At 64.5% G+C, this 20,330-nt stretch carries 15 protein-coding genes; 4 read left to right on the top strand and 11 right to left on the bottom strand.

Translation table 11 applies throughout. From position 1 onward, the window contains the following. Window positions 1–111: 111 nt before the first annotated feature. From X730_RS147975 to X730_RS147990, 4 genes are all read right to left on the bottom strand, one after another. The gene (locus X730_RS147975; protein ID WP_023689209.1) at window positions 112–843 is read right to left on the bottom strand and encodes an SDR family oxidoreductase; all 732 of its coding nucleotides are present in this window, start codon (window positions 841–843) and stop codon (window positions 112–114) included. A gap of 292 nt (window positions 844–1,135) precedes the next feature. Beyond that, window positions 1,136–3,508: an aldehyde dehydrogenase family protein gene (locus X730_RS147980; protein ID WP_023826647.1), complete on the bottom strand. Its 2,373-nt coding sequence runs from the start codon at window positions 3,506–3,508 to the stop codon at window positions 1,136–1,138. Window positions 3,509–3,734: 226 nt separating this feature from the next. After that, a complete protein-coding gene (gene deoC, locus X730_RS147985) occupies window positions 3,735–4,784 on the bottom strand; it encodes a deoxyribose-phosphate aldolase (protein ID WP_023703681.1) in 1,050 nt (349 codons plus the stop codon). 218 nt (window positions 4,785–5,002) lie between these two features. Beyond that, window positions 5,003–5,830, bottom strand: a complete 828-nt coding sequence (locus X730_RS147990; protein ID WP_023700427.1) for a ferredoxin--NADP reductase — start codon at window positions 5,828–5,830, stop codon at window positions 5,003–5,005. Between the two features lie 219 nt (window positions 5,831–6,049). On the opposite strand from X730_RS147990, the gene X730_RS147995 reads away from it, so the two are divergent. Together X730_RS147995 and X730_RS148000 are read left to right on the top strand one after the other, a co-directional pair. Further along, entirely contained in the window at window positions 6,050–8,134 is a 2,085-nt protein-coding gene (locus tag X730_RS147995) for a hydantoinase/oxoprolinase family protein (protein ID WP_023700428.1), read from the top strand. 1 nt (window position 8,135) lies between these two features. Then, window positions 8,136–9,818 carry a hydantoinase B/oxoprolinase family protein gene (locus X730_RS148000; RefSeq protein ID WP_023826646.1) on the top strand — a complete coding sequence of 561 codons (1,683 nt, stop codon included), beginning with the start codon at window positions 8,136–8,138 and terminating at the stop codon, window positions 9,816–9,818. Window positions 9,819–9,840: 22 nt separating this feature from the next. Here the strand turns inward: X730_RS148000 and X730_RS148005 are convergent, their stop codons facing one another. After that, window positions 9,841–10,731, bottom strand: coding sequence for an SGNH/GDSL hydrolase family protein (locus X730_RS148005; RefSeq protein ID WP_023689203.1), 891 nt, complete (start codon window positions 10,729–10,731; stop codon window positions 9,841–9,843). 254 nt (window positions 10,732–10,985) lie between these two features. Between X730_RS148005 and X730_RS148010 the strand changes: the two genes are divergently transcribed. Further along, window positions 10,986–11,756, top strand: coding sequence for an ABC transporter substrate-binding protein (locus X730_RS148010; protein WP_023700430.1), 771 nt, complete (start codon window positions 10,986–10,988; stop codon window positions 11,754–11,756). Between the two features lie 70 nt (window positions 11,757–11,826). Then, complete coding sequence (locus tag X730_RS148015; protein WP_023826645.1) at window positions 11,827–12,942, top strand: aminomethyltransferase family protein; 1,116 nt, start codon at window positions 11,827–11,829, stop codon at window positions 12,940–12,942. 4 nt (window positions 12,943–12,946) lie between these two features. On the opposite strand, the gene X730_RS148020 is transcribed toward X730_RS148015, so the two are convergent. The 6 genes from X730_RS148020 to X730_RS148045 are packed head-to-tail and all read right to left on the bottom strand — an operon-like array spanning window position 12,947 to window position 20,242. Then, window positions 12,947–13,408: a MarR family transcriptional regulator gene (locus X730_RS148020; protein WP_023700432.1), complete on the bottom strand. Its 462-nt coding sequence runs from the start codon at window positions 13,406–13,408 to the stop codon at window positions 12,947–12,949. After that, complete coding sequence (locus X730_RS148025) at window positions 13,405–13,989, bottom strand: amino acid synthesis family protein (protein WP_023806235.1); 585 nt, start codon at window positions 13,987–13,989, stop codon at window positions 13,405–13,407. The genes X730_RS148020 and X730_RS148025 overlap by 4 nt, the downstream gene beginning before the upstream one ends. Continuing rightward, window positions 13,982–14,866 carry a thiamine biosynthesis protein ApbE gene (locus X730_RS148030; protein WP_023826644.1) on the bottom strand — a complete coding sequence of 295 codons (885 nt, stop codon included), beginning with the start codon at window positions 14,864–14,866 and terminating at the stop codon, window positions 13,982–13,984. Before X730_RS148030 ends, X730_RS148025 begins: the two co-directional genes overlap by 8 nt. After that, window positions 14,866–16,407 carry a hypothetical protein gene (locus tag X730_RS148035; protein WP_023703689.1) on the bottom strand — a complete coding sequence of 514 codons (1,542 nt, stop codon included), beginning with the start codon at window positions 16,405–16,407 and terminating at the stop codon, window positions 14,866–14,868. Before X730_RS148035 ends, X730_RS148030 begins: the two co-directional genes overlap by 1 nt. Beyond that, window positions 16,404–19,382 (bottom strand): molybdopterin-dependent oxidoreductase, encoded by a 2,979-nt coding sequence (locus X730_RS148040; protein ID WP_155922461.1) that lies wholly within the window; start codon window positions 19,380–19,382, stop codon window positions 16,404–16,406. The genes X730_RS148035 and X730_RS148040 overlap by 4 nt, the downstream gene beginning before the upstream one ends. Continuing rightward, window positions 19,379–20,242 (bottom strand): xanthine dehydrogenase family protein subunit M, encoded by an 864-nt coding sequence (locus tag X730_RS148045; RefSeq protein WP_023826642.1) that lies wholly within the window; start codon window positions 20,240–20,242, stop codon window positions 19,379–19,381. The genes X730_RS148040 and X730_RS148045 overlap by 4 nt, the downstream gene beginning before the upstream one ends. Window positions 20,243–20,330: the final 88 nt, after the last annotated feature.

Genomic DNA, 20,330 nt, shown 5'->3' with positions numbered 1-20,330 from the left:
AAACTCGCTCCGCCAAGCGATGACTGGGCGGACTCTGGCTATCGGACCCGACCTGGGGCAAGCCGGACTTTAGAACTGTTCGAGCCTGGACCTGCGGATCAAGGCTATTGCTCAGATCGACCAGCCGCCGTCGATATTATAGGCCTGCCCTGAGGTGTACGTGGCACCGGCCAGATAAACCGCAAGATCGGCGATTTCCTCGGGCGTGCCGAGACGGCCCATCGGCTGGCGGGCAATGAAGGCTGCGCGGGCCGCGTCGTAATCGCCCTGCGCATGCATGCGGTCCTGCAGCGACGGGCTCTCGACGGTGCCGGGGCAGATGGCGTTGCAGCGAATGCCCTTGGCGACATAGTCCGCGGCAACCGCCTTGGTGAGACCGATCACGGCCGCCTTGGAGACGCCATAGGCGAAGCGGTTGGGCACGCCCTTGCCGGCGCCGGCGACGGACGACATGTTGATGATCGAGCCATCGCCGCGCTCCAGCATGCCGGGCAGTACCGCCCGAATGGTGCGGATCATGGCGCGGACATTGAGGTTGAAGGCGAAGTCGAGATCGGCATCCTTCATCTCGAGGATGGACCCGGAATGAACGAAGCCGGCGCAGTTGAACAGCACGTCGACGCGGCCGATTTCGGCGAAGCCCGACGTGACGGCATCATCGTTGAGGACGTCGAGCTTGCGGGTCTTGATGCCGGAGGTCTTGGCGAGTTCGGCCAGCAGCGCCTCGTTGATGTCGGTGGCGTGCACGACGGCGCCTGCCTTGGCGAAGGCCAATGCGCTCGCCCTGCCGATGCCTTGCGCCGCCGCCGTGACGACAACGACCTTGCCTGCCAGATCCGCCATGCGTTTCTCCTCGCCCTCTTTGGCCACTTCTCGGCCCGATTTAATGCCGGCTGACCGGGGCGTCCTGTGCCAGACAGGCGCGACTATGCGGCCTGCACAATCCATCAGTCCAAAATAACAAATGTTTTTTCTGGTTAAAGAACACACGTTCGGGCGTCAAGCCCGAACGCGATCACCTTCGCGACGGCCGATGTAATGCACATCGCTTGCTCTGATGCAACAACATGTATGACAACCGGGCAACGAGTCACGTTGCCATGGTTCGCTCAAGCACAGCGCGTTTCAGGCGGCATTAGTCGCCGTATGGCACCCAGACGTTCTTCACTTCGACGGCGCGGCGCAGCAGGGCATCGCCGGCGGCCTCGTCGGACGCCCAGTCGAGGCTGCGGCCGTTGCCGGTCCAGACGCGCTTGAGATTGCCGATGGAATCGGCCTCCGCCTTGGCGCAAGTGTCGGCATCGGCAAACAGCCAGAGCCCGTCGACATCGTCATGCTTGGCCAGCACGCCGGCAAGCTCCGCCGTGCGGCCGGTGACGATGTTGATGGCGCCTGCCGGAACGTCGGAATATTCGATCACCTGGTAGAGATCGGTGGCAAGCAGCGGGTATTTTTCCGACGGCACGGCCACCACCGTGTTGCCCATGGCAAGCGCAGGTGCGATCAGGGAGATCAAGCCGAGCAGCGGCGCGCTGTCCGGGGCGACGATGCCGAGGACGCCGACCGGCTCGTGCAAAGCGAGCGTGACGGCGCGGGCCGGTGGCTGATGCACCCTGCCCTCATACTTGTCGGCAAGGCCGGCATAGAGGAACAGGCGCTCGATCGATTGTTCCACTTCCTCCCGCGCGGCCTTGGCGTTGGCGCCGGTCAGTTCGGACAAGCGTGCGGTAAATTCGCCGGTGCGGCCGGACAGGTTTTCGGCGAGATAAAAGAGCACCTGGGAACGGTTGTAGGCGGTCGCTTCCGTCCAGGCCTTGCAGGCGCGGGCGGCGGCAACGGCGTCGCGGATGTCCTTGCGGCTGCCGAGACCGACTTCGCCGGCCAGCTTGCCCCTGGCAGTGGCGACAGAAAGCGAATAATTACCATCGGGCCGCACCTGCTTGCCGCCGATGAACAGTTTGGCCGTACGATCGATGGCGCCGCCATCCGATTGCTCGACGGGCTGCGCCGAAGAGGTCGCCGGCTTGATCACGGGACCAAGCGGCAGTTTTGCCGAGAGATATTCGAACATGCCCTCGCGCCCGCCCTCGCGGCCAAAGCCGCTTTCGCGATAGCCGCCGAAGCCGCAGGCGGCGTCGAACATGTTGGTGCCGTTGACCCAGACGACGCCGGCCTTCAATTGCGGCGCGACATGCAGCGCGAGATTGATGTTTTCGCTCCACACCGAGGCGGCCAGCCCATAGCGCGTGTTGTTGGCAAGCTCGATCGCTTCCTCGGTGTTGCGGAAGGTCATGGTGGCCAGAACCGGACCGAACACCTCTTCCTGCGCCAATATATTTGCCGGCGAAACACCGGTGGCGAGCGTCGGCAGGTGGTAGTAGCCGGAAGACGGCAGCACTGCGTCGGGCTGCCAGCAGACGGCGCCCTGTCTGGCGCCTTCTGCGACCAGGCCCTTGACGCGGTCGAGCTGTGTGGCGTCGACCAGCGGGCCGATATCGGTGTTCTTGTCGAGCGGGCTGCCGACGCGAAGCCGGCTCATCCTGACCTTGACCTTGGCGATCAACGCATCGGCAATGCCTTCCTGCACCAGAAGCCGTGACCCGGCGCAGCAGACCTGGCCCTGGTTGAACCAGATGCCGTCGACCAGTCCTTCGACGGCGCTGTCGAGATCGGCGTCCTCGAAGACGATGAAGGCCGACTTGCCGCCGAGCTCCAGAGACAGTTTCTTGCCCGATCCAGCCGTGGCTTTCCTGATGATCTTGCCGACTTCCGAGGAACCAGTGAAGGCGATCTTCTGGATGCCGGGATGGTTGACGATGGCGACGCCCGCTTCAGGTCCACCCTGGACGATGTTGACGACGCCCTTGGGCACGCCGGCGCGCTCGCAGATCTCAGCGAACAGGATGGCCGTGAGGGGGGTGAATTCGGCCGGCTTCAGCACCACCGTGCAGCCGGCGGCGAGGGCCGGCGCGATCTTCCAGGCCAGCATCAGCAGCGGGAAATTCCACGGAATGATCTGGCCGACGACACCGACACCCTTGTGGCCGGGGAAATCCTTGTCCAGCGCCTGCGCCCATCCGGCATGATGGATGAAATGGCGGATGGCCAGCGGCACGTCGATGTCGCGGCTTTCGCGGATCGGCTTGCCGTTGTCGATTGACTCAAGCACTGCGAACAGGCGCTGATGACGCTGCATCGCGCGGCCAATGGCGTAAAGCACTTTTGCGCGCTGGTAGCCCGAGGATGCCGACCATTTCGGTAAGGCCCTGGTGGCTGCGGCGACGGCTGCGTCGATATCGGCGGCGCCGGCATCGGAGATCTTGGCCAGCAGCTTGCCGGAGGAGGGTTCGCTGGTCTCGAAAGTCTTGCCGCCGCCTGCTGCCTTCCAGGCGCCGTCGATGAACAGCGCCTTGCCGAAGTCGCGCGCGGCGAGCCAGGCATCGGCCTCGGTGCGGGCTTCCGGCGCCGGGCCGTATTCCATGGCGTGGTAGCGTTCGAGGATGTTCATGACGCGCTCCGGATATTTGTTTTGGCAGGCGCTTTGTCGCGCCCCCCTCTGTCCTGCCGGACATCTCCCCCACAAGAAGGGAGATCAGCATTCGCGCCTGTCAGCTCTGAAACGTCGACAATTGGCGAAATCGCCGACGTTAGCCAATCTCCCCCCAAGTGGGGGAGATGTCCGGCAGGACAGAGGGGGGCGCGAAGGAACTCGACGTTCAAGGCCTTCATCCACCTCACGCCATTGCGTGGCGATGGTTGGCCGAGTAGTGGCCGGTCAGGTGATGCTCGAGCTGACGCTCGATGTCAGTCAAGAGGCTCGAGGCGCCGAAGCGGAACAGATCCGGTTCTAGCCATGGCCGTCCGAGTTCTTCCTTCATCAGCACCAGCCAGTCGAGCGACGCCTTGGCGGTGGAAATGCCGCCGGCCGGCTTGAAGCCGATGAGAAAGCCGGTCTCCTCGAAATAGGCCCTGATGGCGCGCACCATGGCCAGCCCAACGGGCAGCGTGGCGTTGACGCTTTCCTTGCCGGTCGAGGTCTTGATGAAATCGGCGCCCGCCATCATCGCCACCATCGAGGCCAGCATGACGTTGCGCAGCGTGGCGAGGTCGCCGGTGCCGAGAATGACCTTCAAATGCGCATCACCACAAGCTTCGCGCATCGAGACGATCTCGTTGTAGAGTTCCTGCCATTTGGCGCCGAAGACCAGGCCGCGCGGGATGACCACGTCGATCTCGTCGGCGCCGTCGCGGACCGAGGCCTCGATCTCCTGCAGGCGCGTCGACAGCGGCGCAAGGCCGTGCGGGAAGGCGGTGGAGACGGCGGCGACATGGATGCCGGTGCCGCGCACGGCATCAACAGCCGTCGCGACGAAGGGATGATAGACGCAGACCGCTGCCGGGCGGATTTTCTCGCCCTCGATGCCAAGCCCCTCGACGATGTCGCGACGGAACGGGTTGATCGCCTTGGCGCACAGGCGGCGGACGCGCTCTTCGGTGTCGTTGGAATTCAGCGTCGTCAAATCCATGCAGGAGACCGCGCGCAGCAGCCATGCTGCCTGGTTGTCAGCCTTGATCGAGCGCCGCTTTGTGAGGCTGGCGACCCTGCGTTCCAGCGCCGAGCGGTTGACCGAGCGCACCGATTCCATGAAGCCGAGATCGAGCCGCATGCCGGTGTTGCGGGCAATACCGTGGCTTTGCGGCACGGGCGTGTTGGCGGCCGCACGTGCCGGCAGCGGCGTGACCTTGGACGCGCCGAGATCGGCTTCGCGGATTGTGCTGCTCATCTCCTGCCCTTTCGCTCGACGATTTTACGTCGTGGTGCGTGTCGTTGCTCCCGGACCGCACGGCGGCTTTAGGCGACGCACACCGAAGATAGCCCGTGAAGCATCGCTTCACGAGTCCTTCAAGCGGTCATAGCGGAAAAAGGCGGCGAAAGCAGCTGAATTTTGACCGCATGGTCAAAATTCCAATCGAGAAGCAGGCGCCGAGGCGCCTGCTGATGTCAGCCGACGAAAGCGCGCTCGACGACGAAGGTCGAGGGATGGCTGAGCGAGCCCTCATGGAAGCCGAGGCCTTCGGCCATTTCCTTGACGTCCTTCAGCATATGCATCGAGCCGCAGATCATGATGCGGTCCGTCTCCGGATTGAGCTTCTCGATGCCGAGGTCGGCGTAGAACTTGCCCGAGCCGATCAGCGCCGTGATGCGGCCCATGCGCGCCGATTCTTCGCGGGTCGTCGAATTGTAGAGGGTGACGCGGCCGCCGGTCAGTTCGCCGATCAGGGGATCGTTCTCGAGCGCGGCCACCAGTTCCTGGCCATAGGTCAGTTCGGCATTGTCGCGGCAGGTGTGGGTCAGGATGACCTGATCGAATTTTTCGTAGGTATCGGGGTCGCGCAGAAGGCTGGCGAAGGGCGCGATGCCGGTGCCGGTCGAGATCATGAACAGGCGCTTTGCCGGGGTCAGCGCGTCGACAACCAGCGTGCCGGTCGACTTCTGGCGCATGATGACGGTGTCGCCGACCTGGATCTTCTGCAGTTCGGAGGTCAGCGGACCATCCGGCACCTTGATCGAGAAGAATTCCAGCTCTTCGTCCCAGGCCGGGCTGGCGACCGAATAGGCGCGGTACACCGGCTTTTCGGCATTGGGCAGCCCGATCATGACGAACTCGCCGGAGCGGAAGCGCAGCGACTGCGGACGGGTGATGCGGAACGAGAACAGGCGGTCGGTGTAATGCTTCACCGAGACGACGGTTTCGGCATAGACATTGGCCGGAATCGGAAACTGCAGCGGACGGGCGCCGGCTGTGTTGAGTGCGGATGTGGTGTTCATCAATCCAACTCTGTCTTGCCCACGCCTGTGCGGGCGCCAAACCGTTTCCTGCGCGCCCAGACCATTCAGGTCCCGGCGAGCCGTTCACACACTCCAAAGCAGTGAGCTCTTGTGTCCCAAATTTATTAGTATACAAACGATATTTGTGTCAAGATACCACGCTAAAACAGCTTTCCAAACTGCGGCATATTCGTAGTTCCGCCATTTCGGATTTCGACAATGAAAGAGAATTTTTCGGTGAAGCAGCCGGATTCCGCAGGCGACGTCGTTGCCGGCATCGATGTTGGCGGAACCTTCACCGACCTCATTTTGATCGACGGAAATGACGGCGGAAAGGTGCATATCGCCAAGACGCCGACGACGGTCGACAACCAGGCGTTCGGCGTGGTTTCAGCGCTGGGCGCCACAGGCTTTGCCATAGACGGCATCGACCTCATCGTGCATGGCACGACCACCACCACCAATGCGGTGCTGGAACGCAGGCTGGCGAAAACCGGCATGATCACCACGCGCGGTTTTCGCGACGTGATCGAGCTTGGCCGCCGCACACGGCCGCAGCCCTACGGCATGACCGGAAGCTTCGTTCCGATCATCCCGCGCGATCTCCGGCTCGAAGTGTCGGAGCGCGTCGAGGCGTCGGGCGCGGTGCGCACGCCGCTCGACGAGGCCGAGATGCGCGACGCCGTGAAGACGCTGATCGGGGCCGGCTGCGAGTCCCTGGTCATCCATTTCCTGCATTCCTACGCCAACCCTTCGCATGAGCGGCGCGCGGCCGAAATCGCCGCCGAGCTTTGGCCGAACGGCTACATCACGACTGGCCATGCGCTGCTGTCGGAAGCCCGCGAATTCGAGCGCGGCGTGACCGCCGCGGTGAACGCCTCGGTGCAGCCGATCCTCGAGCGTTATGTCGAGCGGCTGCGCAAGGAATTGGCTGCCAAGGGCTATGCCCGCGACTTCCTGATCATGAACGGCAATGGCGGCATGATCTCGGCCCGCTTCGTCACGCGCGAGTCGGCCAAGACCGTGATGTCAGGCCCGGCTTCGGGTGTCATCGCGGCCGCCTATACGGGCAAGCGCGCCGGCTTTGAAAACCTCGTCACCTACGACATGGGCGGCACCTCGACCGATGTGGCGCTGATCCGCAACGCCGAGCCGGCGGTCTCCAACGAGATCGAGATCGAATATGCGATGCCGATCCATGTGCCGATGGTGGCGGTGCATACGGTCGGCGCCGGCGGCGGCTCGATCGCGCGCGTTGATGCGGCCGGCCTGATCCAGATCGGCCCGGAAAGTGCCGGCGCCAATCCCGGTCCGATCTGCTACGGCCGCGGCGGCTTGGAGCCGACCATCACCGATGCCAATCTGGTGCTGGGACGGCTGGCGCCGAAAAAACTGCTGGCGGTCGAAAATCCGGTCACCGTCGAGCGCGTCACCGGCATCTTCGAAGACAGAATAGGCAAGGCCACCGGCCTCTCCGGCGTCGAGGCGGCGGGTGCAATCCTGCGGCTCGGCAACATGAAAATGGCCGGCGCCATCCGCATGGTCTCGGTGTCGCGCGGCCATGATCCGCGTGATTTCGCGCTGTTCGCCTTCGGCGGCGCCGGGCCGCTGCATGCAACCGCGCTGGCGCGCGAACTCGGCCTGCCCCGCGTGCTGGTGCCGGCCCGTCCGGGCATCACCAACGCGCTCGGCTGCGTCGTGGCCGATCTGCGCCATGACTTCGTCAACACCATCAACCAGCCGGTCGCCGTGCTTGATGAAGCCCGGCTTCGCGAGGTGCTGGAACGTCACCGCGGGGAAGGCGAGGAACTGATCGGCAAGGAAGCGGTGAAGCCGGAAACGATCCGCGTTACGCACTCTGCCGACATGCAGTTCGTCGGCCAGACCCACATCATCAACGTGGCGCTGCCGTCTTCATCGGTGACAAGGCAGGAGTTGCAGGCGCTGTTCGAAAAAGCCTATTTCGCCCGCTTCAAGGTCGAGTTGCCGGAGATCCGCGCCAATCTGGTCAACCTCAACACGTCGGTGACGGGCGTGCGGCCGGCAATCGACCTGTCACGGCTGATCGACCCGGCCGGACGTACAAAGACGCTAGACGAGGCGCTGCGCGAGACAAGGCCGGTCTGGTATGCCGGACGCTGGCACGATACGCCGATATACGCACGCGAAAAATTGCCGCTCGATGCCGTTATCCAAGGGCCGGCGATCCTCGAACAGATGGACGCCACCACCGTGCTCGAACCCGGCGACCGCGCAAGATCGGACGCCGACGGCAACATCATCATCGACATTGGCGAGGCCTGAGATGCAAAAGCTCGACGCCATCACGCTTTCGGTCCTGCAGGCAGCCTTGCAGCAGGTCTGCGACGAGATGGATCTCACTTTCTCCCGCGCTGCCTTCTCGCCTGTCATCGCCGAGGCCAATGACCGCTCCGACGGCATCTACTCGGCCGTCGATGGTTCGTTGATCGCACAAGGCAGCCAGGGCCTGCCGGTGTTCGTCGGCGTCATGCAGTATTCGACCAAAACGGTGATCGAGATGATCGCCGACGGCCGTTGCCTGCCGCCTGAGCCGGGCGACATCTACATCGTCAACGATCCCTATCTCGGCGGCACGCATCTCATGGACGTGCGCTTCGCCATGCCAGTCTACCGCGACGGCAAGATATTTTGCTGGCTATCGAATACCGGCCACTGGCCCGATATCGGTGGCTCGGTGCCGGGCGGCTTCTCCGCCTCCGCCACAGCCGTCGAGCAGGAAGGCCTGCGGCTGCCGCCGGTCAAGCTGTTCAAGAAGGGCGTGCTCGACACCGAAATCTACGCCATCATCTGCTCCAACATCCGCGTCGCCGACCAGCGCATCGGCGATATAAGGGCGCAAGCCGCGGCACTGTTGATCGGTCAGGACCGGCTCAATGGAATCCTCGATCGTTACGGGGACGAAACCGTCGTCGGGGCGATCGCCGAACTGCGTCGCCGCGCCGCCGAGCAGATGCGCGCCAACATCTCCGCCATTCCCGACGGCACCTACAGCTCGAAGGCCTTTGTCGACTCGGACGGCGTGGTCAACGAGCCGCTGACCATCGCGCTCGCGGTGGAGAAGAAGGGCGATACGCTGACCTTCGATTTCACAGGTTCGTCAAAACCCTGTGCCGGGCCGATGAACAGCGTGCTGGCGACGACATTGTCGTCGGTCTATCTCGCCATGCGCCATATTTTCCCTGATGTGCCGATCAGCGCCGGCGCTTTCGAGCCGCTGATCGTCAAGCGGCCGGAAGGCACGTTCCTCGACGCCAATTACCCGCGTCCCGTCTCCGGCTGTGCGGCTGAAGTCTCGCAGCGCATCGCCGAGGCGGTGTTCGCGGCGATGGTGCAGGCGCTGCCGGAAAAGGTGACGGCCGCGCCCGCCGGCTCCAGCGGCAATTTCGCGCTGGGCGGCAACGATCCGGCGCGCGGCCGCGACTATGTGATGTATCAGATCTCCGGCGGCGGCTATGGCGGCAATTCCGGCCATGACGGCCTGACCAATGGCTGCTCGACCATCGGCATTTCGAAATCGCCGCCGGTCGAGATCATGGAGCAGGCCTTTCCGGTTCTCTACCGCCACTATGCCTTGCGCGAAGGCTCGGGCGGCGCCGGCAAGCAGCGCGGCGGCTTCGGCCTCGCCTATGAGGTCGAGATATTGCGAGGAGAGGCGCGCGCGTCCTTCGTCATGGACCATGGCCGTTTCGGCCCGCAAGGCGCGCTCGGCGGCAAGGACGGCGCGGTGAACACGGTGACCGTGTTCCGCGACGGCGAGGCACATGTGCCGCCGCATCTGTCCAAGGAACAGGACATCGCGCTCAAGGCCGGCGACCGCGTGAGGGTCGGCACGCCCGGGGGCGGCGGCTATGGCGATCCGCGTGAGCGCGACCCGAAACTGGTCGCCGAAGACATCAGGCTTGGTTACTACACCGTTGAACAAGCCAAAGAGCTGTTCGGAACCTGACAGCCGACAGGCCCGAGCCGCGTCAGGTCTGCAGCTTGGCCTTCAGCGCATCGGCGAATTTTTGCGCGATCTTCTTGAAGCCGGCGGGATCGGGATGCAGTTCGTTGGCCCAGTCGGCCACCTTCAACGTTCCCTGCGTGTCGACCAGATGGAAATTGTTGTTGGGATCGTCGGCCAGGCGCTTCACCACATCGCGGAACGCCGCCAGCGCGTCGTGAACGATGACCGTGCCCTTGGCGACCGTCCAGTTGCAGAAATCGAGCGACGGTTTCAGCCACGGGCCGACACAGGACGGATGCGCTCCGTTCGGGATCGGAAAATCATAGCAATGGCCAAAGATCGGCACGCCTGGCGCGACGCGGTCGCGCAGCGCGAACAAATCGAGATAGCAGGCCTCGACCATGCCGAGCGCCTTGGTGAAGCGGTTCTTGTTCAGCCCGGGGGCGTGGCCGTCATTGAAGTCGAGGAAGATGCAGAACTGGTCGCCGGCAATGTCGTTGCCACCGGCAGAGAACAGGATGGCATCGGGCTTGCCGTCCAGCCAGTTGGCCTTGTTGCGCAGGGCGGCGATCATGCGCTGCTGCTTGGGCAGCGACATCTCGTCGGTCGCCGCATCGCCATGATGGGCAAGGTTGAGGATGGTCGGCGGCATCGAGCCGATGCGGCGCAGCTGCGCGATCACATCGGTGTCGACGAACGGAAATCCGTTCCCGGTGAGCGGATAGTCGAACCAGGAATCGCCCTGCGCCAGCATCACCAGCGGCCGGTTGGCGACGGCCGCCTCGAGATTGCCGGCACTTTCCCTTGCGGTTTCGAGCCGCTCGATGTTGGCCTGGTGAACCCTGATGCGCTTGGCGATGTCGTCGTCTATGCGCCGCTGCGCGGCTTCCTGCACGAATTCCTGCTGGTCCATCCCCAGGTCCCTCCCACGACCGTCTACTTCCAGCTGAGCATGCGCCCATGTCCATGATCGGTCTGTAATTTAGATCACAGTAAGATTCCTGGGGAAGGACGGCTTGCCACGCCGTGATCGCCGCAGAGCATGTCGTTTCCGTCTCCGTGGGGCCTGCAAAAGACCATAGACTTCTATCCTTGTTTTCGCGCAATTCCGGACGGGAAACCGCCAACACCTTCCCTGGAATTGCTTAGTCAACGGAGATCAGGAACATGCGTCTTTTCGGTCGTTTCGTGCTTGCCGCTTCCGCCGCCCTGCTGCTTGGGACCGGTGCTGCCTCCGCCGAGAAACTCAGGATCGGGACCGAGGGCGCCTATCCGCCCTTCAACTATGCCAATTCGGACGGCACGCTGGGCGGCTTCGACATCGACCTCGGCAAGGCGCTGTGTGCCGAGATGAAGGCCGAGTGCGAATTCTCCGTACAGGATTTCGATGGTTCCATTCCGGCGCTGCAGGCCGGCAAGTTCGACGCCATCATCAACATCACCATCACGCCGGAACGGGCCGAGAAGGTCGAGTTCACCCACAAATATTACCAGACGCCACCGGCCATCGCCGTGCCGAAGGATTCGACCATTGCAGGCACGTCGCCTGACGATCTGAAGGGCAAGGTGCTGGGCGTGCAGAGCGCCACCATCCACCAGAATTTCGCCGAGAAGAAATACTCCGGCTCGACCGTCAAGGCCTATCCGACCGGCGACGACGCCCGCACCGACATGGCCAATGGCCGGCTGGACGCGATGATGGACGGCTCGATCATCCTGACCGAATGGCTGAAGAAGCCCGATGGCGCCTGCTGCAAATTGCTCGGCACGCTGGCCGCCGATCCGGCCATTCATGGACCCGGCGTCGGCATCGCCCTGCAAAAGGGCAACAAGGAACTGGCCGACAAGTTCAATGCCGCCATCGACGCCCTGCGTGCCAACGGCAAGTACAAGGAAATCAACGACAAATACTTCTTGTTCGACGTCTACGGAAGTTAACCCCTTCACCGCTCCTACCTCGGCAGCGCCATCAGGCGCTGCCGTTTTCATGAGATGACGGAGAAGTTTCTTGGTTGAGCGGCGCTCCCCTTTCTACACCAGCATCGTTGGCCTCGGCGCCACGATGGGCCGGGTCGGCGGCGACTTCGTCTCGGCCAAAACTTATTCCGGCATCGCCGACGAGCATCTGAACACGCGCAAGAATGTCGGCGTGCAGGATCTCAGCACCATGGGCAAGATGGACATCAAGGGGGCGGAAGCCGAGGCGCTGGTCAACCACATCATCGTCAACGATGCGGCCGCGATGAGCCCCGGCCAGGTGCGCTATTCCACCGTCTGCCGCGACGATGGCGGTATCATGGACGACCTCACCGTGTTCCGGCTGGCGCCTGAGCATTTCATGCTGGTGACCGGCTCGGTCAACCGGCTGAAGATGCTGCCCTGGCTGCAACATCATGCTGAAGCGCGAAAGGCCTATGTCACCGACATCACGGCGGCCGTCGCCTTTCCGACGATACAGGGGCCGCGTTCCCGCGAGCTGCTGAAAGCACTGGTTTCGGATGCCGATCTCGATGAGTTGAAACGCTGGGCGTTCACTTCAGGGCGCGTCGGCGAGACCAAAGTCCTGATCTCACGCACCGGGGTGACCGGCGAGCTCGGCTTCGAACTGTTCGTGCCGGCGGACGAGGCCACTTCCGTCTGGGACGCGCTGATGCGGACCGGTAGCGATTTCGGCCTGAAGCCATACGGCGTGCTGGCCATGTTCACGCTCGGGCTGGAAAAGGCCTATCCGGCGCATGGCATCGACATGGACGAGAGCCGTACGCCCTTCCATGTCGGGCTCGATCGCTGGATCAAGTTCGACAAGGGCGAGTTCATCGGCCGCGAGGCATTGCTCACAATTCGCGGCAAGGGGCTCCACGAACGCTGGACCGGGCTGATTCTCGACGGTGACAAGCCGGCCGCGACGGATGCCAGGGTTTTCGCCGACGGCGAGGATGCCGGCGTCGTCACCTACAGCGATCACGGCTATTCCTTAGGCAAAGTTCTGGCGACGGCGCATTTGCGGCTGCCGTTCACCGCCATCGGAACCGAGCTCAGCATCGACATCGACGGCAAGCCGACACGGGCGGTGGTGGCGCCGATGCCGTTCTTCGATCCCGAAGGCGCGAGGCTGCGCGCCTGATTGCTCAGGCCAACTTTGCCAGCAGCCGCATAAAGGTGGCCGCTTCCTTGGCGGTCAGCGGCGCCAGCGTTTCCTGGGTGATGGCGCGGGCCAACGGGATCAGCCGTTCGATCGCCTCGCGTCCCCGGGGCGTGAGACTGACCAGCAGCCGCCTCTTGTCGACCTCGTGCTTGGTCAGGTCTACCAGGCCTCGCGCCTTCAGCCGGTCGATGACGCCCTTGACCGTCGCCGCGTCCATGGCGATCAGCGTGCCCAACTGGTTCTGCGAGGTCTCGCCGACATCGTGCAGCTTGGCAAGTGCAGCAAATTGCGGCGGCGTCAGGTCGCTGATCTGGGCGGCAAAGATCGAGACATGGCGCTGATGCGCCTTGCGCAGGATGAAGCCGACCTGCTCCTGCAGGCGGTAGTCATGTTCGTCGGGCTCTTCGGCCTCGACGAGCTTGAGAAGATTGTCCCCGCCGCTCATCGCAAGCCGTCCCAGGCCTTGATGTCGCCGACCGCCAGGCCGCCCATGCGGTCGTGCACGCGGGGGCCGCAGCTCATGGCGAGGCAGAACAGGATTTCGTCGGCGCGCGGCCCGTCGCTGAGACCGACCTCCATGGCGTCGAAATGGCTACGCACATAGGCGGCGTTGGTGTGGCCGAGCGGCACGTCGAGCCGCGAGCCGAAGGCGCCGACCTTGGTTGCCGACGGCACGATCGCCTTGGCGTCGCCCAGCCGCTCGCGCATGGCGTAACCGCCCGGCACATGCCACAGCGCGCCGTGCTCCAGCTCCCCTGACGAACCGACGATGGTGCCCTTGCCGTAGGCGTCGATCTGCTTGATGTCGCCGCCCAATGCGGCAATGAGCTTGTCGGTGAGCAGCAGGCCGAGCGGCTTCAGATCGTCCATGGCGCTCTGCAGTTCTTCGACGTAGCGGCCGGCGAACGGGTTCTTCACCAGGGCCACGGCTGCAGCGCGGCGGCGTGGCGCAGCTGCGACCGGCCCGCCATCGTGAAAGATCTCTTCGGTCAGAACCGCGATTTTGCGGATCGGAAACTCAGGCATGGGCAACTTCCTTCCCTGGATTTTTGTTGGGCGCGGCAAGCGCCATGGAACCACTGATGCGCGCTTCCCCACCTAGAAACAGCGCCGATGCGGCAATCAGGCCGCGCCGGCGAAAATCTTCGGCGACGGCAAGGCCATTGTCCAGCGCCCGCTCCACATCGCCACGCGCGAGCATGCCGACGGCTTGTGTCACCAGCCGCGCGCCGAGATCGCTGTCGGGCGCCAAGTCCTGCGCGGGAATGCGCTTGATGGCGGGATTGCCGGGCAGGTCGACGGCGTTGGCAATGAGTGTCGCGGCCGCATCGGCCTCGGCGCCGGTGTGCGCCAGCACGGTGACGGCGTCGGCAATGCCAAGCGAGAACGAACGGCCGCGCCAGCCGCTGGTGGCGACGCCGCGCACGCCGTCCGCCGAGCGAATGGTGAGGCGGTCGGCCATGCCGTTGCCGGTGCCGGCGATCGCTAGGTTCATCGACTGGCCCTTGCCGATATGGAGGGCGCTGTCGCCGCCATTGTTGACATAGGCCCGGTCGAGTCTGCGACCGGCAAGCAATGCCGAGAGCATTTCGTCGGCTACCGATCCGGCGACGGCGGCCATCGGCGTGATGAAGCATTCCGCCAAGGGCATGACGGCTGCTTCCATGCGCCGCGCCGTCGGGCCGGCGAAGGTGCGCGGCGCCAGGAAAAATGCCGGCAGCCGCAATTCGGGAAGCTCCTCGACCAACTCGATCAGGATCGTCTGGAAGCGCTCGATCGCCTGATCGTAGGCGGCACGACACTCAGCCGCCTCACCAAAGGCTTCGACGATCAGGTCGATCGGCCCGTGGTTGAGGTGCAGCCGCTTACCGTCCTGCAGCCAGTGGACTTGCGGGCCTTGCATCAGGTGGCCCCGTTCGAGCCGACGCGGCGCAATTGCGCGAGCGGCGGCCATGGGTTTTGAGCCTCGGCGGCTGAGCCGCGACGCGGGTTGAGATACTCGCCGCCTTTGGCAACGATATCCTCGACGCTTCGTATCTCGGCCTCGTAGCCGCCCAGCCGGACATAGTCGTCGCGACGCAGCGTGAATTCGATCGGCGCCACCAGTGCCGGGGTCGGGACATAACCGAACGCGCCTTCCGGCACGCGCATGACGTCGACCATCAGCGTGATGCCGCCGCCCGGCCAGACATAGACCGGCGCGCCGCCAACGGTAACATAGGTCTTCAAGCCCTGCACCGAGCGGGTGAGATTGACCGGGTTTTCGGTGACGCCGGCGCGCAGCGACCCGCCGGCGCCGCCGATGAACAGCACGGTGCAGAGCGCCGGCTCGCAATTGTCCTCGATCAGGCCGACCGATTTCTGCAGCCGCTCGGGGAACGGTTTTTCAACCGGCTTCAACTCGTCGTCGAGTTCGTAATAGGCGAACTGCTCGCCGGTGGTCGACACCATCAGCAGCGACAGGCCGGGGCGGGCGCCCTTCTTGGCGTTCCATCCGCCGAGGATCGACAGCGGGTCGGAAATCGAGGTGCCGCCCCAGCCAAGGCCGGGCTCGGAGACCTTGAAATAGCGGCCCGGCGTCGAGCGGCGGCCGATGATCTTGATGCCGGTGTCCTGCCAGCCCAGCACCTTGCCGGCCTGATGCTCGGAGACAACGCCGGTGATATGGTCGTCGACCACCACCACCTCGTCGACTAGGCCGCGCCATTGCGTGGCGAACATGCCGATCGTGGCCGAGCCGCAGCCGACCCGCATACGGTGTTCCTGCTTGCCGTCGATGACAGGTGGTTTGCCGGCTTCGACGATGATGGTGGCGCCGCCATCGATGGTCAGTTCGACCGGCTTGCGATTGCACAGACTGAGCATCGCGTCACAGGTTGCCCGGCCTTCGGCCTTGGAGCCGCCGGTCAGATGATGCACGCCGCCCAGCGACAGCATCTGCGAGCCATACTCGCCTGTCGTGACGTGGCCGATCGGCTCGCCTTGCGCGCGCACGATTGCCGTTTCGGGACCGAGATGGCGGTCGGTGTCGATCTTCACCTTGACGCCGCAGTATGAAAAAATGCCTTCGGTGACCACGGTCACCAGATCGACCCCCTCGACCTCCTGGCTGACGATGAAGGGAGCCGGCTTGTAGTCGGGATAGGTGGTGCCGGCGCCGATTGCAGTGACGAAGCGGCGGCCGGTGTTGACCAGTTCGCCGTCCCATTGCTCGCCCTCGGCAGTGAAAGGCACGACCGCGGCGCCGCTCTCTGCCGCATGGTCGAGGATGGTCAGCGGGTCCATACGCACGATGCGGCCACCGACATTGCCGTAGCGGTCGCAGGCGCCGGTGCGGCCATCGGCGATGTAGCACATGACCGGACAGGCATCGCAGCGGATCTTTTCCGCCACCAGCTTTTCGCCGGGATCGTGGGTTTCGAAGCGTTCGGCAAGCTCGCTCATCGGCGTGCCTCCTTGTCGTCGATGCCATCTTTTTCGCGGATGGCGGCGCGGATGCGCGTCGGCGTCGCCGGAACCTTGGTGATGAGAACGCCGGTGGCGTGGCGGATGGCGTTGAGGATGGCGGGTGCGGTCGGGATCAGCACATGCTCGCCCAGGCCCTTGGCGCCGAACGGCCCCTCGGGATCGGGAACCTCGATCAGAATGTGCTCGATCTCAGGCACGTCGCCGATGGTCGGAATGAGATAGTCGTGCAGATTCTCGGTGCGGCCGGGGATGTATTCCTCCATCAGCGCCATGCCGATGCCTTGCGCGATGCCGCCCTCGATCTGGCCTTCGACCAGAAGCGGGTTGATCGCCTTGCCTACATCGTGCGCGGCGGTGATTTTCAAGAGCTTCACCGTGCCGAGCTTGAGGTCGACCTCCAGTTCGGCGATCTGCGCGCCATAGCCATAGACGGCGTAAGGCTTGCCCTGGCCCTTGGCGTCGAGCGGCAGCGTCGGCGGGTCGTAGGTTTCCTCGGCGCGGAAGACGTAGCCGTCCGCATCGACATCGAGCGCGGCGAGATCGATACGCCGAGTGGCTTCGCCCTCACGAATGACGATCGCCGGGCCGTCCAATTGCAGGGCCGCATTCTCCGAGACATTGGCAAAGCGCAGGATTTTTTCGCGCAAGGCGCGGCTGGCTTTTTCGGCCGCCTTGCCGGTGACAAAAGTCTGGCGCGAGGCCGATGTTTTGCCGGCGTCGGGGCTGATCGCAGTGTCGGCGCTCTTCAGCTTGAATTTTTCCAGCGGCAGGCCGAGTGCGTCGGCGCAGATCTGGGCGATGACGGTGTTGGAGCCCTGGCCGATATCGACGGCGCCCTGGTGCAGGATGACCTCGCCCTCCGGCGAGATACCGACCCTTATGGTCGACGGATTGGGCAGCGAGGTGTTGCCGCAGCCATACCAGCAGGACGCGATGCCGACGCCGCGCTTTTTGCTCGTATTGGCATTGTTGAATGTATCTGCGTCGGCCTTCGCGCGAGCCCAATGCGGTCGCAAGGAGTCGAGGCACTCGAAAATGCCGACGCCCGACTCCAGTCGCTGTCCGGTAACCGTTTCGGATCCGTTCCGAAGGCAGTTCTTCAGCCGAAAATCGAGCCGGTCCATGCCAAGCTTGCCCGCAAGCTCATCGTAAAGCGTCTCCTGCATGATCGTCGCCTGCGGCACGCCGAAGCCACGGAAGGCGCCGGAGATCGGCCCGTGGGTGTGGATGGCGCGGCCTTCGGCGCGGTAGTTCGGCGTCGCATAGGGACCGGAGGCATGCACCGGCACGCGGTTGGCGACGGTCGGGCCCCAGCTGGCATAGGCGCCGGTGTTGAAATCGCCTGTGAAGACCATGCCGGTGACATGGCCCTCGGCATCTACGCCGATGGTCGCCTTCATCTCCGACGGATGTCGCTTGGTGGTCGACATCATGGATTCGTTGCGGGTGTAGGCCAGTGCTGCCGGCCGGCCGGTCTTTAGCGCCACAAGGCCGATGAGCGGCTGCAGTGAAACGTCCAGTTTCGAGCCGAAGCCGCCGCCGGTCGCGGTCGGCACGATGCGCACCTTGTCGACGGCAAGACCGAGCACCTTCGCCGTTTCGTCGCGGTCCATGTAGGGGGCCTGGGTGCAGGCGACGACGACCAGCGTGTCGCCGTCCATGTAGGCATGGCCGGCTTCCGGCTCGATGTAGGCGTGCTCGACATAGGAGGTGTCGATGGCACCGGACACTGTGAAGGCAGCCTCGCCAAGCGCCGCCTCGGGGTCGCCGCGCTCTACAAAGCCCTTGGTCAACAAATTGGCCGGGCGGTTCGCGTGGATGAGCGCCGCCCCTTCTGCCTGCGCGTCGCCGGGCTGCAGAAAATGCGGCAGCTCGGTCCAGCGGACCGGGAAATCCTGGAGGTCGAGATCGAGCATGGCCTCGCGCTCGCCGGCGACCAGCGCCACTGCCTCGCCGCGCAGCCGCGCAAAGCCTTCGGCCAGCGCCGGCTGGTCGGCAAACGGACCGATGACGCCGAAACAGTTTTTTCCCGGAATGTCGGCGGCGGTGAAGACGCCGACGATGCCGGGATGCGACTTCACCCAGCCCTCCAGGTCGCCGAAGGCGAAGCCGGCATGATAATGCGGCGAGCGGACCACCAGCACGGCCAGCGCATCGGCGGGAAAGGCATCGGCGCCGAATTTTTCAGCGCCGGTGACTTTTGGCACGCCGTCGAGCCGGACCGGGGAGGCGCCTACAGCATTCCCTGTGGTTGGCATTCTACGTTCAAAGTTGAATTCCAACGAATGACGTTGGCGCTGCCCCTCACCCTTACCCTCTCCCCGTGAAGAACGGGGAGAGGGGAGCGTCGGCGCTGGAGCACTTCCCTTCTCCCCGTCACTGTACGGGGTGAAGGTGCCGGCAGGCGGATGAGGGGCAGCGCCGTCGGTCGACGTCTCGAACCGTCCCGCATCCATCACTGCCGCGATGATCTTTCTGTAGCCGGTGCAACGGCACAGGATGCCACCCAGCGCATCCTGCACCTCCGTCTCGGTCGGATTCGGCGTGCCATCCAGCAGCGCCGTTGCCGCGACCAGCAGCGCCGGCGTGCAGATGCCGCATTGCGCGGCGCCATGTGCCAGGAAAGACGCCTGCAGCGCCGACAGCCGGCGATCGGCGAGGCCTTCGACGGTCGTTACGGACGTCCCGGCTGCGGAGGCCGCCGGCATCAGGCAGGCGCAGACGGCGTCGCCGTCGACCAGCACCGTGCAGGCGCCGCAATCGCCGGCATCGCAGCCAACCTTGGTGCCCATCAGCTGCAATTCGTCGCGCAAAACCTGCGACAGCCGGCGCAGCGGCGGCACATTGACCGAGACGGCGGCGCCATTGACGGCGAAGGCGATCTCGGCGCGCTCGATGCCGAGGCCCGGCACGAGGTCGGGCAGGGCTTCAATCATCTCGGAGTGGCTCATGCCGCCACCATGCTGTTGTCGTTCGTCAGCCCGCAAGCCCCCAGCACGGCGCGGGCGACAAGCTCGCGCGCTGCGTCGAGCCGGTATTCGGCGCTGCCGCGCACGTCGGCGATCGGCGAGAGCTCGGTCATCGGCGCGGCCAAGATCGCACCGGCGAGTGCCGGGCGGACAGGCTTGCCCACCAGCACGGCTTCGACAGCGGCGAGCCGCTTGGCCACGGCCGAGCAGGACCCGACCGCGACAGCGGCTTCCATGACGATGCCAGCCTCGGCAACGAGGCGCGCCGCCACCATGGCGATGGAGATGACGAGGTAGCGCCGCGCACCGAGCTTGACGAAGGCCGACGTGCCGGCGGCCCTGGGCTTCGGCACCCGGATGGCGGTGACCAGCTCGCCCGGTAGCAGCGCGGTGCGGCGGTTGCCGAGAATGAACTCCTGCAGCGGCAGATTACGCGTCGCGGCTGCAGAGCGCAGCTCGACCTCGGCGTCCAGCACCAGCAGTCCCGGAACGCCATCGGCGGCAGGCGAAGCATTGCAGAGATTGCCGGCGATCGAGGCGACATTCTGGATCTGCAGGGAGCCCACTTCGCGCGCGGCCTGCTTCAGCGCATCGAAAGCCGCCGGCAATGGATGGCGGACAAGGTCGGTCCAGGTGGTGCGGGCGCCCAAAACCCAATGGGTTTCGGTCTCGGCAATGCCGCGCAGCGAGTGCAGGCCGTTAATATCGAGAACATTCTCGCGGAACGGTTTGGCGCCCTGCGCTGGATAGAAATCGGTGCCGCCGGCAAGCACGCGCCAGGCGCCCTCGCCCAGCAGAGCGAGCGCCTCGTCGAGCGTGGTGGGTTTCGCGTAACGGATCACGCTTTGCCTTCCAAAAAAATCGGCCTTCCCATTGGGGCCTTCAAAGGTGGGGACTTCCCGAACCCGCCAGTGTTTGATCAGGCCAAAT

Source organism: Mesorhizobium sp. L103C131B0 (assembly GCF_000502275.1).
Lineage (GTDB): Bacteria > Pseudomonadota > Alphaproteobacteria > Rhizobiales > Rhizobiaceae > Mesorhizobium.
Note: the sequence above shows the minus strand (reverse complement) of the source record. Positions and strands in the feature narration are given on the sequence as shown.

What these genes read in the sequence shown, in the direction of transcription:
- X730_RS147975 (WP_023689209.1), bottom strand. Translation starts at nt 843, where the DNA reads ATGGCGGATCTGGCAGGCAAGGTCGTTGTCGTCACGGCGGCGGCGCAA.
- X730_RS147980 (WP_023826647.1), bottom strand. Translation starts at nt 3,508, where the DNA reads ATGAACATCCTCGAACGCTACCACGCCATGGAATACGGCCCGGCGCCG.
- deoC (WP_023703681.1), bottom strand. Translation starts at nt 4,784, where the DNA reads ATGAGCAGCACAATCCGCGAAGCCGATCTCGGCGCGTCCAAGGTCACG.
- X730_RS147990 (WP_023700427.1), bottom strand. Translation starts at nt 5,830, where the DNA reads ATGAACACCACATCCGCACTCAACACAGCCGGCGCCCGTCCGCTGCAG.
- X730_RS147995 (WP_023700428.1), top strand. Translation starts at nt 6,050, where the DNA reads ATGAAAGAGAATTTTTCGGTGAAGCAGCCGGATTCCGCAGGCGACGTC.
- X730_RS148000 (WP_023826646.1), top strand. Translation starts at nt 8,136, where the DNA reads ATGCAAAAGCTCGACGCCATCACGCTTTCGGTCCTGCAGGCAGCCTTG.
- X730_RS148005 (WP_023689203.1), bottom strand. Translation starts at nt 10,731, where the DNA reads ATGGACCAGCAGGAATTCGTGCAGGAAGCCGCGCAGCGGCGCATAGAC.
- X730_RS148010 (WP_023700430.1), top strand. Translation starts at nt 10,986, where the DNA reads ATGCGTCTTTTCGGTCGTTTCGTGCTTGCCGCTTCCGCCGCCCTGCTG.
- X730_RS148020 (WP_023700432.1), bottom strand. Translation starts at nt 13,408, where the DNA reads ATGAGCGGCGGGGACAATCTTCTCAAGCTCGTCGAGGCCGAAGAGCCC.
- X730_RS148025 (WP_023806235.1), bottom strand. Translation starts at nt 13,989, where the DNA reads ATGCCTGAGTTTCCGATCCGCAAAATCGCGGTTCTGACCGAAGAGATC.
- X730_RS148030 (WP_023826644.1), bottom strand. Translation starts at nt 14,866, where the DNA reads ATGCAAGGCCCGCAAGTCCACTGGCTGCAGGACGGTAAGCGGCTGCAC.
- X730_RS148035 (WP_023703689.1), bottom strand. Translation starts at nt 16,407, where the DNA reads ATGAGCGAGCTTGCCGAACGCTTCGAAACCCACGATCCCGGCGAAAAG.
- X730_RS148040 (WP_155922461.1), bottom strand. Translation starts at nt 19,382, where the DNA reads ATGAGCCACTCCGAGATGATTGAAGCCCTGCCCGACCTCGTGCCGGGC.